This is a genomic window from Dyadobacter sp. CY343 (assembly GCF_021390335.1).
Classification (GTDB): domain Bacteria; phylum Bacteroidota; class Bacteroidia; order Cytophagales; family Spirosomataceae; genus Dyadobacter.
On sequence record NZ_JAJUXK010000004.1, the window covers coordinates 649,913 to 665,566 of the forward strand.

Annotated in this window: 14 protein-coding genes; 10 read left to right on the forward strand and 4 right to left on the reverse strand. The window is 46.5% G+C overall.

From position 1 onward, the window contains the following. Positions 1-42 precede the first annotated feature (42 nt). From LZG94_RS14690 to LZG94_RS14700, 3 genes are all read right to left on the reverse strand, one after another. Complete coding sequence (locus tag LZG94_RS14690) at positions 43-624, reverse strand: Crp/Fnr family transcriptional regulator (protein WP_233792621.1); 582 nt, start codon at positions 622-624, stop codon at positions 43-45. A 150-nt stretch (positions 625-774) separates the two neighbouring features. Continuing rightward, positions 775-1,638, reverse strand: coding sequence for a sugar phosphate isomerase/epimerase (locus tag LZG94_RS14695; protein WP_229254707.1), 864 nt, complete (start codon positions 1,636-1,638; stop codon positions 775-777). Positions 1,639-1,691: 53 nt separating this feature from the next. Further along, entirely contained in the window at positions 1,692-2,951 is a 1,260-nt protein-coding gene (locus LZG94_RS14700; RefSeq protein WP_215234784.1) for a Gfo/Idh/MocA family protein, read from the reverse strand. Positions 2,952-3,204: 253 nt separating this feature from the next. Between LZG94_RS14700 and LZG94_RS14705 the strand changes: the two genes are divergently transcribed. After that, positions 3,205-4,800: a Na+/H+ antiporter gene (locus LZG94_RS14705; RefSeq protein ID WP_233792622.1), complete on the forward strand. Its 1,596-nt coding sequence runs from the start codon at positions 3,205-3,207 to the stop codon at positions 4,798-4,800. Here LZG94_RS14705 and LZG94_RS14710 read toward each other — a convergent pair. Further along, the gene (locus LZG94_RS14710) at positions 4,797-6,323 is read right to left on the reverse strand and encodes a S8 family serine peptidase (protein WP_233792623.1); all 1,527 of its coding nucleotides are present in this window, start codon (positions 6,321-6,323) and stop codon (positions 4,797-4,799) included. The genes LZG94_RS14705 and LZG94_RS14710 overlap by 4 nt on opposite strands. Before the next feature lie 159 nt (positions 6,324-6,482). Here LZG94_RS14710 and LZG94_RS14715 point away from each other — a divergent pair, with 159 nt between their 5' ends. The 9 genes from LZG94_RS14715 (at position 6,483) to LZG94_RS14755 (ending at position 15,626) form a co-directional block, all read left to right on the forward strand. Continuing rightward, on the forward strand, positions 6,483-7,772 hold the full coding sequence (locus LZG94_RS14715) for an aminopeptidase P family protein (RefSeq protein ID WP_233792624.1): 1,290 nt from the start codon (positions 6,483-6,485) through the stop codon (positions 7,770-7,772). A 44-nt stretch (positions 7,773-7,816) separates the two neighbouring features. Beyond that, positions 7,817-8,209: a DUF5618 family protein gene (locus tag LZG94_RS14720; RefSeq protein ID WP_233792625.1), complete on the forward strand. Its 393-nt coding sequence runs from the start codon at positions 7,817-7,819 to the stop codon at positions 8,207-8,209. Positions 8,210-8,292: 83 nt separating this feature from the next. Beyond that, complete coding sequence (locus LZG94_RS14725) at positions 8,293-8,922, forward strand: MgtC/SapB family protein (RefSeq protein ID WP_233792626.1); 630 nt, start codon at positions 8,293-8,295, stop codon at positions 8,920-8,922. A 197-nt stretch (positions 8,923-9,119) separates the two neighbouring features. Next, on the forward strand, positions 9,120-9,968 hold the full coding sequence (locus LZG94_RS14730; RefSeq protein WP_233792627.1) for an EboA domain-containing protein: 849 nt from the start codon (positions 9,120-9,122) through the stop codon (positions 9,966-9,968). Between the two features lie 4 nt (positions 9,969-9,972). Beyond that, a complete protein-coding gene (locus LZG94_RS14735) occupies positions 9,973-10,995 on the forward strand; it encodes a TatD family hydrolase (RefSeq protein WP_233792628.1) in 1,023 nt (340 codons plus the stop codon). A 1-nt stretch (position 10,996) separates the two neighbouring features. After that, complete coding sequence (eboC, locus tag LZG94_RS14740) at positions 10,997-11,866, forward strand: UbiA-like protein EboC (protein ID WP_233792629.1); 870 nt, start codon at positions 10,997-10,999, stop codon at positions 11,864-11,866. A gap of 40 nt (positions 11,867-11,906) precedes the next feature. Continuing rightward, on the forward strand, positions 11,907-13,067 hold the full coding sequence (locus tag LZG94_RS14745; protein WP_233792630.1) for a 3-dehydroquinate synthase: 1,161 nt from the start codon (positions 11,907-11,909) through the stop codon (positions 13,065-13,067). After that, the gene (eboE, locus tag LZG94_RS14750) at positions 13,067-14,269 is read left to right on the forward strand and encodes a metabolite traffic protein EboE (protein WP_233792631.1); all 1,203 of its coding nucleotides are present in this window, start codon (positions 13,067-13,069) and stop codon (positions 14,267-14,269) included. The genes LZG94_RS14745 and eboE overlap by 1 nt, the downstream gene beginning before the upstream one ends. Next, complete coding sequence (locus LZG94_RS14755; protein WP_233792632.1) at positions 14,262-15,626, forward strand: alkaline phosphatase family protein; 1,365 nt, start codon at positions 14,262-14,264, stop codon at positions 15,624-15,626. The genes eboE and LZG94_RS14755 overlap by 8 nt, the downstream gene beginning before the upstream one ends. Positions 15,627-15,654: the final 28 nt, after the last annotated feature.

The following is a 15,654-nucleotide window of genomic DNA, read 5'->3' on the forward strand; positions in this document are numbered from 1 at the left end:
TCCTACAAAAACCCAGCTTTCAACCTGCAAAAACCCAGAAAATCAGCGCTTGGCCCGGAGCTTGCTGACGTAGTTTTCAGAAATGCCGAGATAGGAGGCGATATGCTTTTGAGGGACGCGGTTGAAGAGGTCTTTCGAACGCTGCCGGAATGATTCCAGCTTTTGTGAGGCGGAAAGCAGGCGCATATCACGCAGCAGTTCCTTGTGCGCTAGCCACGATCGTTCGGCGATAATCCTGCCAAAGCAGCAGATCTCAGGGTGGTCGGCGTAGAGTTGATACAGGTCTGTGCGGGTAATATAAATGAGGGTACAGCATTCCAATGCCTCAATGCATTCGCGGGCCGAAACCTGATTGACGAAACTATCAGCCGAATAGATGAAATCATGCTCCTTAGCAAACCATTCCGTCGACTCGATAGAATTGCCGAAACCATCGTCGGTCAATTGGTAACCTCTGACAAGTCCGGCTTTTACAAACCATAATTTATCACAGATCTCTCCATCTGATAACAAAAGTTGTCCTTTCTGAACTTTCAAGGGTTTTAAACGAAGCGAAAATTGCGTAAAAACCTGATCGCTGATGGGCAAAACGCCCTTGATGGGAGATAAAAATTCAGGATACATTTATGATAGTGTGAGGTAAGGTCTTAACGAATGCAAGATGAAGATTTTGCATCGCTTTTTTATACTACAAACCTTAACTTTTGTATTCAGAAACAAACAAAAAAAGCCCGGAATATTCCGGGCTAATATGCTGTTAGTAATATCTGTAAATCAAGCTTTGAAAACTTCATCCATTTTCTCGCGGATCGTCAGCAAACGCTTGCGGTCGCCGCCGGAAACTTCTGCGGAGGCCCAGCCTGAGTAACCGATCTTGGTCAAAGCTTTGTTCACTTCGGCCCAGTTGCAGTCGCCTTCCATGAATTCCACGTCGAAGCCTTTCCAGAGACCGAGGTCATTTTGTTTCTTGAAACTGAATTCTTTCAGATCGAGCTTCAATATGCGCTTGTCGAGCGCCTCGATCCATGAAACCGGCCAGCCGTAACGCAACACATTGCCCACGTCGAAATACCAGCCTACCATCGGGTGCTTGAATTCGTCCACGAAGCGCGCAGCTTCGAGCGGACTGATAAGGAACTGGTTCCAAACATTTTCAAATGCGATTTTCACGCCCGTCTTTTCAGCTACCGGAAGCAGCTTTCTGATTTCCTTTTGAGAGCGTTCGTAAGCTTCTGCATAAGTGGTAGTTGCATTCACAACACCCGGCACGACCAGTACCGTGGTACCGCCCATTGCTTTGGTATCGATCAACGCCTTTTCAATCGACTTTACACATTCCTCACGCTTTTTCGGATCCGGATCTGAAAGGGGCAGTTTCCAATGCATGGAGTTCACCGTTCCCGGGAGTTCCAGTCCGGTTTTATCGCGGGCTTCCAGGATCTCCTTCATCGTGATCTTGTCGTCTGGGGAGTCAAGCTCAACGCCGTCGTAACCAAGATCTTTCAGCAGTTTGAATTTGTCCATCACCGACAAATCTTCCTTAACCATACCCCATTTCAAGCTTTTCTTGATCATCGGTTTGGCCAAAGGTGCAGTCTGCAATGTCGCACCGGACACCACAGATGAAGTAACGGCCATAGCTGATGTTGCTATGGCCGCACTTTTTATAAATTCTCTACGCTGCATGGAGATCAGGAGAATGCAGTGATACCTGGTTTTGCTACCTCAACTACCGGAGGTTTCATATCAAAGCTGTAAGTGTCAGGACCCAGCTTTTCAGATGAGTTCATCGCTTCGTCCCAGGTAACACGCTTGCCAGTGTAGGAAGCCATTCTTCCCATGATAGCGATCAATGTGCTGTGCGCCATAAACTCGCCGTCGTTGATCAGTTTGCCGCTTCTGATAGATGCGAACAATTCATTATGCTCAGTCTGATACATATCGTTCTGTGCACCTTCATATTTCCACGGATTTGCTCCTGTGATTTCGTGTACGTTACGTGCACAGTTTACCATCGCACGGCCTTTTGTTCCGATCGTTTCAACGAGGTAGCTGTTTTCGCAGTTAGCCTGTTGTCTTGAATGGTGGAACCCTTTCACGCCATTGTCATAATCGTAAACTACTGAAAAGTGGTCGAAGATGTTACCGAACAAAGAGTCAGTACGCACCTGGCGACCGCCTGTACCTACCGCAGAGACCGGCAGTTTCCCGCCCATGGCCCAAGACATCATATCGATACTGTGCACAGCCTGTTCTACAATATGGTCACCTGCAAGCCAGGTATAGTAAGTCCAGTTACGCAATACATATTCCGCGTCTGTCCAGCCTTGTACGCGTGGAAAAGACCATAATGTACCTGTATCGTAAGTATTGTAAATAGCAGAAATATCACCTACCGCGCCATCGAGGATTTTCCCAAAGCTCGCACGCTTTGGCTCGTGGTAGCGCCAGCAGAAGCCTGACATCAACGAAACATTTTTCTGTTTCGCCAATTTTGCTGCGTCAAGAACTTTACGAACACCCGGCGCGTCTACTGCCACCGGTTTTTCGCAGAACACGTGCTTGCCTGCATTGATAGCCGCTGTCAAATGCTCCGGACGGAAATGAGGAGGAGTTGCAAGAAGCACTACATCCACACCAGATTCCAAAACCTTTTTATATGCATCAAATCCGATAAATTTGTTGCCTTCTTCTACCTTCACTTTCGGACCGTGAATTTTGGTCAGGTTGGCAAGTGAAGAATCCATTTTATCTTTAAAAATATCTCCAACAGCGTGAAGAACTACGTTCGGATCAGCTTTCAATGCCTGATTTGCAGCGCCAGATCCACGTCCGCCACAACCGATCAAACCAATTTTCAGCGTTTCTGCATTCACACCCGCAAACGCGCGGTTAGGATTTAAAATGGCAATAGTTGGTAGTGTGCTACCCGCCAGCGCCATGCTCGCCATTTTCAGGACATCTCTTCGAGAAGTACTCATTGTTATTAGGGATTAGGTGATAGAATTACCGAAAATTTAGACTTTTTAAGTATACTGCCACTGATTCAACATATATCAAGGCAATAAAGATAAACAAATCTGTTATTTTTTTGCTAATGTAAAACCAAAATTTCACAATGCGTGTTCGACCACACACAAAAGTTTAAATATGTAAATCAACGTTATTATATACTTTTATACGCCCGAATCTCTATATCTTAATATGGTCCAGGAAAATTTACTCCTTATAATTTCTCTTCTTTTTGTAGTTGCAATGCTCACGATGGTGAGCCAAAAAATTGGCGTTTCTTACCCGATATTTCTTGTAATTGCCGGTCTGTTAATCAGTTTCATTCCCGGAATGCCCGTCTTGAAACTCGCTCCTGACTGGGTTTTCCTGATCTTTCTGCCTCCCCTTTTATACAGTGCCGCCTGGAATACGTCGTGGAAAGATTTCTGGGAAGCCAAGCGACCTATTTCGCTGCTTTCTATCGGTCTGGTCGTTTTCACTGCTACTGCGGTCGCTTATCTTTCGCATGCATTAATCCCGGGGTTTACGCTCGCAATGGGATTTGTATTAGGCGGTATCATTTCCCCGCCCGACGCAGTTGCGGCTACCTCTGTGTTGCAGGGTTTGAAAGTACCAAAACGCGTGGTTACTATTTTGGAAGGTGAAAGTCTGGTCAACGACGCTTCCTCGCTTATCGTTTTCCGCGTCGCGCTCGCCACCGTTGCCACGGGCCAGTTTACACTATGGAAAGCCGGCGTGGATTTTCTGCTGGTAGCAATTATGGGTATCCTTATTGGACTCGCAATTGCGCATGTATTGTACGTAGTCCACCGCTTTTTCCCAACTACACCCAGCATCGATACGGCGCTTACATTCATTTCGCCTTACCTGATGTACATCGCCGCCGAACATTACCATTATTCCGGCGTACTGGCTGTGGTAAGTGGCGGATTGTTCCTGAGCTTCCGGGCGCATGAGCTGTTTAGCTACCAGTCGAGAATGCAAACCAACTACGTTTGGGAAACAGTAATATTCCTTTTAAATGGTATTGTTTTCATCATGATCGGGTTAGAGCTACCCGAAGTAATGCTTGGTCTTGGCGCATACACAGTGAGCGAAGTGATCTCTTATGCGGTCATCATCAGTGTAGTAACCATCCTGATACGTATTATCTGGGTATTCCCGAGTACCTATATTCCAAGGGTTTTATTTAAAACCATTCGAGAAAAAGAAAGAAGGCCCGGCTGGCAACCTGTGTTCATTGTAGCCTGGAGTGGAATGCGTGGGGTAGTTTCGCTTGCATCTGCATTGGCTGTTCCTCTAACAGTCAACGGCGGTACATTTCCGCACCGCGACCTGTTCCTGTTCATCACATTTGTAGTAATCCTGTTTACGCTCGTTTTGCAGGGTTTAAGTCTTCCTTTTATTATTAAATGGCTTAAAATCGAAGACGACGGGGAGAATATGGAGGAACAGAATGCGATGATGAATTCAAGATTGGCGACCGTCAGCCTCGACTACATGAAGTCCAACTACGACGGTGAAATAGCTGATTTCGAACCATTCCGACTATTAAAAGAACGTTATGAAAAGATCATCGAAATGGCAGATTCTAAATTTCTGCATACAGATAGCGATTCCGCCAAAAGCACGGTCAGGAAGTACCGCACGATGCTTTTAGAGATCATTGATGTGAAGCGTGGGGAGATAACAAAACTGCGCAGGGAAAGAGCCTGCGCAGATGAATTGATCAAAAATAAAGAAAGGGAACTGGACCTGGAAGAAGCAAGACTTCGCAGGTCACCTTAATCCCATGCTACTTCAATGACACTATTTTGGAGATCAATCGTCGTGAAATGCTCGCCGCTTTGACGTTTCAGCGAAATTTTACCATTCTGTACCTTTGCAACTTGCTGCGATAGCACATCCTTTTCATTCTTTTTCCGGTAAATAGCAACTACCGGCTCCGTACTGGCAACTTCAATATCGATCGACCGACCTTTTGCCTTCACTAATTTTCCACTATCCGGCAGGTATGGTGCTTTGGCCAATGCCAGCGCGCGGGAAGCCTGCGGTACACCGTAGCCGATAAAATTATTTCCGTAGGGATATAAATGCGAAGACTTTTCAATCAGTGAGATCAGCTCTTTGTTGGTAAGTTTGGGATTAGCCTGCAAAAGACAAGCCGCAAAACCCGTGATCACCGGCGCAGAAAGTGAAGTACCGTACAATGAGAAGCAGGAAACATTTGGTTTTACATAAGACAAAAACTCAGGACCTACGCTGCTGTATCCTATTCTGTTCCACAGCTTTCCATTCGTGGCTCCTACTGACAATACACCTTTTGCATCGGCCGGAGCAGAAACAATCCCCCAGCTTTTATCGTCGCCTTCATTGCCCGCAGAAACGATCAGCATAATACCTTTTTTGTCAGAAGCGATCTGCGCTGCCCGCGTAATTGCGCTCGTTTTTCCGTCCATTTGGGAAGGAATATAATTCTCTTTCGGATCCGAAAAACCTTTGGCATAACCCAGCGACGTGTTGATCAGTCGCACACCCAGACTGTCCATCCATTCCATCGCCGCAATCCAGTTATCTTCTTCGCCCCGGTATTCGCGCATTGAATAATCGGTGCGCGCGAGGTAAAACTTGGCATTGGTCGCCATTCCGTATTGTATTTCATCCTGGAAATCAACGCCGGCAATAGCTGCCATTACTTCCGTTCCGTGCATATCTGAAAATGACTCCGCCGTACTGAACAGCAGCTCACCTGCCCGGCCCGGTTTTACATAATCCCGGATTCCTAAAATCCTTTTATTAGAAAAAATCTTGGCAAGCGCCAGCGAAGAATCAGCTCCATAGAAGCCCGCGTCGATCACTCCTATTGTTACATCTTTGGCCGTAATACCTTCTTTCAAAAACAAGCTGGCCTGCACCTGAGACATAACCGGCGCCATTTGTGCCTTCTCAATCGGCTGCGTTTTGGCTACGTAAAATCCAGGATCAATCGGTATAACTTCCTGTACAAAATCGAGTTCCCGCACTTTCATCGCCTGCTCGCTCGTCAGGTTCGCAGACACTGCATTCAGCCATTTTGATTTATTAATGATCGTAACAGACTGCGCTTTTAAAGCTTGCTCGTATGCTATATTGATCGGCAGGTCAGTTTCGTCTGAAATGGGTAGTCCGAGTTGCTGGCGACTTGCCAAAGTTTGCAGGGAGACGGCGGGGGAAGATGCTAAGTCCTTGTTTTTGAGATAAATCCAATATTTCGGAGCCGCTTGCAGCGCAGCCGGGATGAGGAGTAGGGTGAGCAATAGCAATCTTTTCATACATTCATTTTGTTAGGCACTTCCTTAATTTGGTATATCAAAATCTGCAATCGGGCACAAAGCAACGTTTTACACATGCAGCTTCCCGGATATCTGCAATTTTAGAACAAGATAAACGTAATTTTACAAATTAAATTACAGTTACAAAAATTACCAGGTATGCGCTATTCACGTATTGATAAGGCCCTTTTTATAGACAACAGACGCAGGCTCAGCACACTTTTGAAGCCAAAATCGCTCGTAATTCTGAATTCAAATGATATTATGCCGACCAATGCGGACGGTACGATGGGCTTTAAGCAAAACTCGGATTTGTTCTATTTGACAGGCGCCGATCAGGAAGAAACCATATTGCTCATTTTCCCCGATCACCCGGACCCAAAGTTCCGTGAAGTACTATTTGTACGCGAAACAAATGAGCTGATCGCAGTTTGGGAAGGTGAAAAGCTGACCAAGGAACAGGCGCGGGAAGTTACCGGCATTCAATCCGTTTACTGGACGCACCAGTTTGACTTTATTTTCGGCAACATCATTTTTGAAGCTGAAAAGGTGTATCTGAACACCAACGAACATACCCGAAACGATTCGCAGGTACAGAGCCGGGAAAGTCGTTTTGTGCGTGATTTTAAGGATCGGTACCCTGTGCATACCCTTTTGCGGCTGGCACCGCTGATGCACCAACTACGGGCGATCAAACATCCTATCGAAATTGAGCTACTCAAAAAAGCTTGCGAGATCACCAAGTCCGGATTTGAGCGGGTATTGAAGTTTGTGAAACCGGGCGTGCATGAATTTGAAATCGAAGCCGAGCTGGTCCATGAATTTGTCCGCAACCGTTCCAAAGGTTTTTCCTACCAGCCGATTATTGCTTCCGGGGCCAATGCGTGTGTTTTACATTACATTCAAAATGACCAGCAGTGTAAAGATGGAGACATTATTTTGCTCGACGTAGCCGCGGAATATGCCAACTACGGAGCTGACCTGAGCAGAAGTATCCCTGTGAACGGGCGGTTTACAAAGAGGCAGAGGGACGTTTATGATGCTGTACTGAGGGTTTTTAAAGCTGCAAAAGATATGCTGGTGACTGGCAATATTTGGGATGAATATCACAAGGAAGTCGGAAAGATCATGGAAAGCGAGCTGATCGGCTTGAAGCTGCTTTCAAAAACTGATATCGAAAATCAGGATCCCGACTTGCCTGCTTATAAAAAGTATTTCCCGCACGGCACCTCGCACTTCCTCGGACTGGATATCCACGACGTAGGCAACAAATACCGACCTTTCGAACCAGGAATGGTATTCACCTGCGAGCCAGGTATTTATATCCGCGAAGAAGGCTTGGGGATTCGCCTAGAAAACAATATACTGATCACAGAAACGGGCAATATTGATTTAATGGCTGACATTCCTTTGGAAGCGGAGGAGATTGAGACGCTAATGAATCAATAGCGTTTCTCTTTTACTATATTTGAACAAAAACCAAACATACACTAATGGTCGAAACAACACCCGATTCTATTCAGGAAGCCAGAAGGTATCTGGCGAATGCGAAACAAATTTTGAGTGAAAAAGCGCGCAAGGAAGATGGCTATTTCCAAGATTCCAAGTACGTAAAAATGGCCGGACACACAGCCTATGCGGGCATTTTACTGGTATTGGACGAAGTCTTTGGAAAGAAAACGAAAGGCCGAAAGGACGTCGATTGGTATAAGTCAAACCTTTCTCAGGCCGACAAGAAGATGCTCAATTCGTTTATGACCGCGTATCAGGTACTGCACCTCGATATGGCATACGATGGGGCACGCAGCGCGGCGCTGGCGAAACTTGGAATCGAAGAGGCTGAGAAACTGATTCACTGGGTCGAGAGAAAAACTGGTAGCGCGTGACCGTTAGTTATATAATTTTGCAAGCCGGGGAGATTATCATCTTTCCGGCTTTTATTTTTTTCCAAGACACTAATACTCTTTGCATGCACCTTCTTCAGGAAGACATTATTAAACTCCTCCTTTCCTTCCTCCTCGGCGCGGTTATTGGTACTGAGCGGGAGTACCGCAGCAAGTCGGCGGGGCTGCGGACTATGATCCTGATCGCGGTCGGGTCGACGCTTTTTACAATACTATCCATTAAAATCAGTGCAGATGCTGGCAGGATTGCGGCTAATATTGTGACCGGAATCGGCTTCATCGGGGCGGGGATTATATTTCGGGAAAACAACCGGGTTGTGGGCATTACCACCGCGGCGATCGTGTGGGTTACAGCCGCAATTGGAATGGGGATCGGGGCCGGGTTTTATGAGATTACCGTGATTTGTTTCGTGATTTCGGGAATGTCGCTTGTGATGCTGGCGCCGCTTCAAAAGTTTATCCGCAGAAGAAGTCAGATTCGGAATTACAGGCTGGTTTGCCAATTTGACCAAAAATCCCTGAAAACTTACGAGGACCTTTTCCAGCAATACGATCTGAAAATACTGCGGGGCGAACAGAGCCGGACAGAAAAGAATATCACCGGCAGCTGGACTTTACAGGGACCCGAGAAGCACCACGACGAACTGACCCAGCGACTTCTCAACGATTCAGATATCCGGGAGTTCGACTTTTAAGGTAACAAAACCGCTACATTAGTTTTTGATTAAAATTGGATGTAAAAACCCGGAAAATGAGCTTTTCAGCAACAACAGAGCGTTATAATGGTTGTTAGGGAAACTTTATAAAGAGAAATTCAGATTATAGTAAAACAACCAGAAAAATTTGACTGATTCAGCGTTAACAATAGCCGGATCAGAATTACAGTCAATATATGTCCGACACCATTAAACACAGGATTTGGGAAATTATCGGCCGGAATACCTCCGATGCCGAATCAGAATGGTTGGAGCAAAAAGGCACTTCCGCTCCGCTTGAATTGATGACCGCATTTGTGGCCGCTCCCAGGTTTTTGTCCAAAAAAATAATAGAAACCACCGATGAAGACAAGTGGGAACTGAATACGGAAGTGCCCGGATTTTCAGTTGAAAACTGGTCGCTGGTGCGCCTGAGCCGCGTTTGGCTGGTAACCCAGCTAGATCCTTCCGACAAGGAAGAATATGTCAAAAACGTGGATACCCTTTTTGACACTGCTGAAATGAACGAGCTAGTCGCGCTCTATTCTGCGCTGCCGCTCCTCTCCTACCCCGAACAGTGGCTCTTCCGCGCTACCGACGCAGTTCGTTCCAATATGGGATTTGTATTTGACGCGATCGCATTTCATAATCCGTATCCTGAAAAGCACTTCAACGAGCTGGCGTGGAACCAGCTGGTTTTGAAGACCATTTTTAACGATAAGCCGATCCATTTAATAGAAGGCTTGCAAAATCGAATGAATGAAAAGCTGGCTGTGACATTATCCGATTTTGCGCACGAACGCTGGGCCGCTGGAAGAAGCGTTCCGCCCCAGGTTTGGCGGCTGGTGAGCAGGTACATGACGCCGACGATCCTGGCCGATATGCAGTATTTGTTTAATTCCGAAAATCGCGAAGACCAGAAAGCAGCCGCACTGGCTTGCTCGGAATCTTCGCTTATTAATGCAAATTACCTTTTGGCCAAATATACAGATCTTGAAAAATCAGTAAAATCAGGTGCATTAACCTGGGCCGAACTTGAACATTGAAACTATGTGCTTAAACCCTAATGAATCCGCGCCAAATCCTTCCCACTTTGAAGAAAGTGAAGAAACCGCCTCGGCGCACCGTGATATTGCCTGGAACGATTACCGTGATCTGATCAAAGGAATGCGGTTTTTTGATCCGCATATTCACATGGTTTCGCGGACTACCGACGACTACCAGGCTATGCACCAGGCAGGAATAGTTGCCCTCATCGAGCCCGCTTTCTGGGTGGGTCAGCCGCGTACCGGATTGTCGAGTTTTAAGGATTATTACAGCAGTCTGGTTGGCTGGGAGCGTTTCCGCTCTTCGCAGTTTGGCATCAAGCATTATTGCACGATGGGATTGAATTCCCGCGAAGCCAATAATGAGCCGCTGGCCGAGCAGGTAATGGAAATTTTACCACTATATATATACAAAGAAGGTGTAGTAGGCGTAGGTGAAATTGGTTTTGACGACCAGACGCCCGCTGAGGAGAAATATTACAGACTACAACTGGAACTGGCGAAAGAGGCGAAACTGCCGGTTCAGATCCACACGCCGCACCGGGACAAAAAGAAAGGTACCGAACGCAGTATGGCGATCGCGATCGAACACGGTATCGACCCTTCGTGGGTGATCGTGGACCATAATAATGAAGAAACTGTAAAAAGTGTGCTCGACAAAGGTTTCTGGGCTGCATTTACGATTTATCCTTTCACAAAAATGGGTAATGAAAGAATGGTAAAAGTGGTGGAACAATATGGTCCTGAGCGCATTATGATCAATTCTGCTGCCGACTGGGGTATTTCTGATCCGCTGGCAATTCCTAAAACGGCCGCATTGATGAAAATGAAAGGTATTTCCGACGAAACGATCCGGCTGGTGACCTACCAGAATGCGATCGATGCATTCGGTAAAAGCGGGCAGATTGACGTGACGGATTTTGAAGGAGGTTATGAAATTGACCAGAGCGCAAAATTTCATGGAAACAGCATTCTGAGAGGCGGGCAGCAGCCTGAGCCAGTTAAAGATTCCCTAGTGATCCGTTAAAGTGAGCACCATCAAACCTTATCTTCAGCTAACGCGCCCGGCCAATCTTGTGACAGCCATCGCCGACATTCTGGCCGGCCTGGCGATCGCACAATTTACATTTTCCGACTTCTCACCAGCCTGGCTGGTCATTTCCACGCTCGGACTTTACGGCGGCGGCGTGGTGATGAACGATGTTTTTGACGCAAAACTCGATAGCGTCGAGCGGCCCGAAAGACCGATCCCGAGTGGAAAAGTCCCCTTGAGATCCGCAACTTTGCTGGGTATTTCGCTACTATTTATGGGTATTCTGGCAGCGGCATTATATAGTTTTCAGAGTGGTATGATCGCGATCATTGTTGCGATGCTCACCATACTTTATAATCGCATTGCCAAGCACCACGCATTTTTCGGTCCTCTCGTGATGGGTATGTGCCGCGGTGGTAATTTGATTTTGGGAATGAGCGTTTTACCCGAATCTTTTGAAAAATATGCGTGGGTCGCATTGCTGCCAATCGCTTACATTTTTGCGATCACGATGATCAGTCAGGATGAAGTGCACGGCGGGAAAAAGCGCACCTTATATATTGCTGCATTACTTTACACAATCGTGCTGGCGGTGCAGCTCACCATTTCTAGCCGGGAAGGAACCTTATTATTTACGCTTCCATTTGTATTGCTGCATGCCTGGCTGATCGGTCGGCCGCTTTGGAATGCAATGCAAAACCCGATCGGACCGTTGATCGGGAAAGCGGTAAAAGCCGGGGTAATATCCCTGATCGTAATGAATGCTTCCTGGTGCGTGGCCTTCGGATTACTGCCACTCGGACTTGCGGTACTGGCCCTGTTACCATTGTCAATGCTGCTGGCGAAGGTTTTCGCTGTAACTTAGTATTAAAAATAACCCTATTCTGCATTCCATGTCGTTTTCGATGCAAACCATACAACAGCAATTCAAAGTAGAATACAATTACGCTGTGTTCTTTACGCAGCATTTATTCGATCCTGCCAATACGTTACTTAAAGATTTTTTCAATCAATATACCGAGCAGGGCTTTCAGAAAAAAGCATTAGTGATTGTAGATGAAGGTTTTGCAAACTTTCATCCATCACTTTCCAACGATATTCGGACTTACTTTTCGGAGTCCGTCCCCCAGATTCAGCTTGCCTCCGAAACCATTATAGTACCCGGCGGTGAAGCTTGCAAGAACGATCCTGCATTGTTTGAAAGTCTGGTAAATGCCGTTGACGTACACGGTATCGACCGGCATTCATTTATCATCGCGATCGGCGGCGGCGCTGTGCTGGATTTGGTAGGATACGCTGCCGCAGTTTCTCACAGAGGTATCAAGCTGATCCGCGTTCCTACTACTGTTTTAGCGCAAAATGATTCAGGGGTTGGTGTTAAAAACAGTATCAATTTCAAAGGAAAGAAAAACTTCCTCGGCACTTTTGCGCCGCCCGTGGCTGTTTTTAATGACCTGACATTTTTAAGAACGCTTGACGACCGTGACTGGCGCGGCGGACTGGCCGAAGCTATTAAAGTCGCATTGATCAAGGATACTGCGTTTTTTCAATGGATAGAGTCGCATGTTGATGCGCTTGCAGGCCGCGATGAAGAAGCGATGGCTTACCTGATCCACCGCTGCGCCGAAATGCATACGGACCATATTGCCGGCGGCGATCCATTCGAATTCGGCTCTTCACGGCCGCTCGATTTTGGTCACTGGGCAGCGCATAAATTAGAGTATCTGACTGATTTTCAGGTTCGCCACGGAGAAGCAGTTGCTATTGGTATTGCATTGGATTGTGTGTATGCTGCCAAGATCGGCAAGCTGCCCGAAGCTGATCTGACCCGGATTCTCGACGTTTTGACCAAGCTTGGTTTTGACTTATACCACCCCAAACTAGCGGAAAACGATAAAATCAACCTGCGTAACGGATTGCAGGAGTTTCGCGAACACCTAGGCGGAAGGTTGACAATTATGCTTTTGGAAAAAATAGGAAAAGGCGTAGAAGTACACGAGCTCGACGCCGATATTATCGCACAATCTGTTGATTATCTGGAAGGTTCTAAACTAATCCACGCATAATGATCACCCCTTACGGACACCTGACCTATTGCAGCAATATCCACCCGGGCGAAAAATGGAACGACCATTTTCAGTCGCTACGGGAGAACCTGCCTTTTATCAAACAACAACTTTCCCCTGACCAACCTTTTGGGCTGGGATTACGCGTTGCCAACGAAGCTTCTATTGAGTTGAGCAAGCCGGAAGTGCTCGCAGAGTTCAAAAGCTGGCTCGCTGAAAACGATATCTACGTGTTCGTGATCAACGGATTTCCTTACGGCGGGTTTCATAATGTAGTCGTAAAAGACGATGTTCATGCGCCCGACTGGACCACGATCGACCGGCTGGAATACACCATCAGACTATTTGAAATACTGGCTGAATTACTACCCGAAGGCATGCACGGAGGCGTTTCGACTCCCCCGCTCTCTTACCGTTTTTGGTGGGAAACCGAGGGTGATAAGCACAAAGCAACCGAAAGAGCGACCTCGCATATTCTGGAACTGCTTGATAAACTGATCAGTATTGAAAAGGAAACGGGCAAATATCTGCACCTCGATATTGAACCCGAACCAGACGGAATACTCGACAATACGGGTGATTTTATACAATGGTATAAAGAAACGCTGATACTCAGGGGCGAAGAATATCTGGGCGCCAAATATGGTTATAGCGACCAGCAAGCTACCGAAGCTATTCTAAGACACATTCAGCTTTGCTACGATATCTGTCACGCGGCTGTGGGTTACGAGGATCCTCAGGAGATATTGGATTCGCTGAATAAGGTTGGGATTAAAGTTGGGCGCATTCAGGTGAGTTCTGCATTGAAGGTCAACTTTGAAAGTGATCCGGGGATTATGCTGAAAGCGATCGAGACTTTTGATGAGCCGGTGTATCTGCACCAGGTAGTTGCGAGGAATGCAAATCATACCAAAAATCATTATCCCGACCTGAAAGAGGCACTTGCAGCCTGGGATGAGAGCCAGCAGGAATGGCGCGTGCATTTTCATGTTCCGCTGTTTATAAATAATTACGGCGTACTGGAATCTACGCAATCCGATATTATTAAAACCCTCAACATCCACCGCGAAAACCAGTTTTCGAGTTATATGGAAGTTGAAACCTACACCTGGGGCGTTTTGCCGGAAGATATCCAGAAACCGATCGGCGAATCTATCGTAAGGGAGCTGGAATGGGTGAAGAAAATTTTGAGTTATGAATAAAACAGTAGTAATAGATATAGTCGGGTTGAGCGCCAATCTGATCGGAGAACATACGCCATTTCTTGATAAATACATTGAAAAACGCGCGCTTACCCCTATTAAGCCCGTTTTACCCGCAGTTACCACTACGTCGCAGAGTACTTATATTACCGGAAAGTGGCCCGCTGAAAACGGGATTGTGGGAAACGGCTGGTACGATCGGGAAGATTCGGAGATCAAATTCTGGAAGCAATCCAATAAGCTGGTAAAAGGCGACAAAATCTGGGACGCGGCGAAAAAGCTCGATCCTAATTTTACCTGTGCCAAAATGTTCTGGTGGTATAATATGTATTCGACGGCCGACTTTTCAGTAACCCCGCGCCCGCAATACCACGCCGACGGAGTTAAAGCGCCGGATTGTTACGCCTACCCGCCCGAAATGCGCGACGAACTGCAAAAGGATTTGGGGCAGTTTCCACTGTTTAATTTTTGGGGACCGAATGCAAATATCAAATCAACCAAATGGATCGCCGATTCTTCGATGTGGGTCGAGCGGAAGCATAATCCTACATTGACGTTAATATACCTCCCTCATTTAGATTATTGTCTGCAAAAGTTCGGACCTGACTTTTCGAAGATCAGCAAAGAGCTGGGTGAAATTGATACTGTGGTGGAGGAGCTGGTTAACTTTTACGAATCAAGAAATGCCAAAATTATTTTGCTCTCGGAATATGGTATTAATCCGGTCAGTAACCCGATTCACATTAACCGGATTTTACGCAATGAAGGTGTAATTTCTGTGCGGACTGAAAGGTGGTACGAGCTGCTGGATGCGGGAATTTCAAAAGCATTTGCAACCGCCGATCACCAGATTGCGCACGTTTACTTTAATGATGAATCTGTTAAAGAGCGGATTACGAAGGTTTTAAGAGAAACGCCCGGCATTGATCTGGTACTGGATCGGGAACAGCAAAAAGCATATCATATAGACCACGAGCGCGCCGGAGATCTGGTATTGGTAGCAAAGCCTGACAGCTGGTTTACCTACTATTACTGGCTCGACGATGCCAAAGCGCCTGATTATGCGCATTTGGTGGATATTCATCGGAAGCCAGGTTACGATCCGGTTGAAATGTTTATGGACCCCAAAAATCCTTTGATCAAGCTGCGGGCGGGCTATAAACTGGCACGTAAATTAATGGGTTTCAGATATTTGATGGACGTGATCCCGCTGGACGCTACATTGGTAAAAGGCTCACACGGCAGTATCAATGTTCCAAAGGAATACTTTCCTATCTGCATTACCGATTCGCCGCTTGATAAAAGTGGAATAGAGGCGATCGATGTGTACGATGTAATTTGGAAGCATTTGATTTAAAGGTCATTTCAAAAACGAAAACATTCAT

What these genes read in the sequence shown, in the direction of transcription:
- LZG94_RS14730 (WP_233792627.1), top strand. Translation starts at nt 9,120, where the DNA reads ATGTCCGACACCATTAAACACAGGATTTGGGAAATTATCGGCCGGAAT.
- LZG94_RS14700 (WP_215234784.1), bottom strand. Translation starts at nt 2,951, where the DNA reads ATGGCGAGCATGGCGCTGGCGGGTAGCACACTACCAACTATTGCCATT.
- LZG94_RS14755 (WP_233792632.1), top strand. Translation starts at nt 14,262, where the DNA reads ATGAATAAAACAGTAGTAATAGATATAGTCGGGTTGAGCGCCAATCTG.
- eboE (WP_233792631.1), top strand. Translation starts at nt 13,067, where the DNA reads ATGATCACCCCTTACGGACACCTGACCTATTGCAGCAATATCCACCCG.
- LZG94_RS14715 (WP_233792624.1), top strand. Translation starts at nt 6,483, where the DNA reads ATGCGCTATTCACGTATTGATAAGGCCCTTTTTATAGACAACAGACGC.
- LZG94_RS14735 (WP_233792628.1), top strand. Translation starts at nt 9,973, where the DNA reads ATGTGCTTAAACCCTAATGAATCCGCGCCAAATCCTTCCCACTTTGAA.
- LZG94_RS14710 (WP_233792623.1), bottom strand. Translation starts at nt 6,323, where the DNA reads ATGAAAAGATTGCTATTGCTCACCCTACTCCTCATCCCGGCTGCGCTG.
- LZG94_RS14720 (WP_233792625.1), top strand. Translation starts at nt 7,817, where the DNA reads ATGGTCGAAACAACACCCGATTCTATTCAGGAAGCCAGAAGGTATCTG.
- LZG94_RS14725 (WP_233792626.1), top strand. Translation starts at nt 8,293, where the DNA reads ATGCACCTTCTTCAGGAAGACATTATTAAACTCCTCCTTTCCTTCCTC.
- LZG94_RS14745 (WP_233792630.1), top strand. Translation starts at nt 11,907, where the DNA reads ATGCAAACCATACAACAGCAATTCAAAGTAGAATACAATTACGCTGTG.
- LZG94_RS14695 (WP_229254707.1), bottom strand. Translation starts at nt 1,638, where the DNA reads ATGGCCGTTACTTCATCTGTGGTGTCCGGTGCGACATTGCAGACTGCA.
- LZG94_RS14705 (WP_233792622.1), top strand. Translation starts at nt 3,205, where the DNA reads ATGGTCCAGGAAAATTTACTCCTTATAATTTCTCTTCTTTTTGTAGTT.
- LZG94_RS14690 (WP_233792621.1), bottom strand. Translation starts at nt 624, where the DNA reads ATGTATCCTGAATTTTTATCTCCCATCAAGGGCGTTTTGCCCATCAGC.